Raw genomic sequence first — 708 nt, 5'->3', positions numbered from 1 at the left:
CAGGCCCGGCATGACCGACACGTCGAAGGCGAAGAACAGCCCCGCCATCAGGCCCATCGCGACGGTGGCACCCACCAGCAACGGCCCGGCGGCCCTGCTGCGCGTGGCGGGGGCGGCGGCCGGGGCCGCGCCGCCCGTCACGCCGGGGAAGGACTGTGGAGCGGTGTGGGAAGCAGGAGTCGGGGTCTGGTTCGAGCTCATAGGTAATCCTTCGGTTCTCCCCGGTCCCCGCCCAGCGCGGGGACCTTCCGGTGCCCGGCCGCACCGGCCTCCTCACCGCTCCCGGCCGCGGCCGGGGTGGACGGTCAGGGGGCCTGCGCCGCCCGGTACCGACGATCTACGGAACTGCCGTACGAGCGGCAGGTGTTGCCCTTCGGGCCGGTCACGCGTTCCACACGCCGGAGGCGGCGGCCTCCCGGGCGTACTCCGCGAAGTCGCGCGGCTCACGGCCCAGCGCGCGCCGCACCCCGTCCCCCAACGACGCGTTGCGACCGTCCAGGATCACCGAGAACAACTCCGCGAAGTCCCCCGGCAGCCCCGCCTCCTCCAGCACCCGCCGGTACGCCTCCTGCGACACCGCCTCGAACCGCACCCGACGGCCCACCGCCGCCGACAACTCCCCCGCCACCTCCGCGAACGACAGCAACCGCGGCCCCGTCACCTCGTACACCTCCCCCGCATGCCCCGCCTCCGTCAACGCCGCCACCA

2 pseudogenes are annotated in these 708 nt (G+C 74.6%); both read right to left on the bottom strand.

Features of this window, described 5'->3' with window-relative positions:
• Nucleotides 1-201: pseudogene (locus IF30_RS50080) on the bottom strand (DUF1772 domain-containing protein); the annotation flags it as partial.
• 181 nt (nt 202-382) lie between these two features.
• A pseudogene (locus IF30_RS0140425) lies at nt 383-708 on the bottom strand (NmrA family transcriptional regulator); the annotation flags it as partial.

It is taken from the genome of Streptomyces sp. NRRL S-350, assembly GCF_000719705.1.
In the GTDB taxonomy this organism is placed as follows: Bacteria; Actinomycetota; Actinomycetes; order Streptomycetales; family Streptomycetaceae; genus Kitasatospora.
Note: the sequence above shows the minus strand (reverse complement) of the source record. Positions and strands in the feature narration are given on the sequence as shown.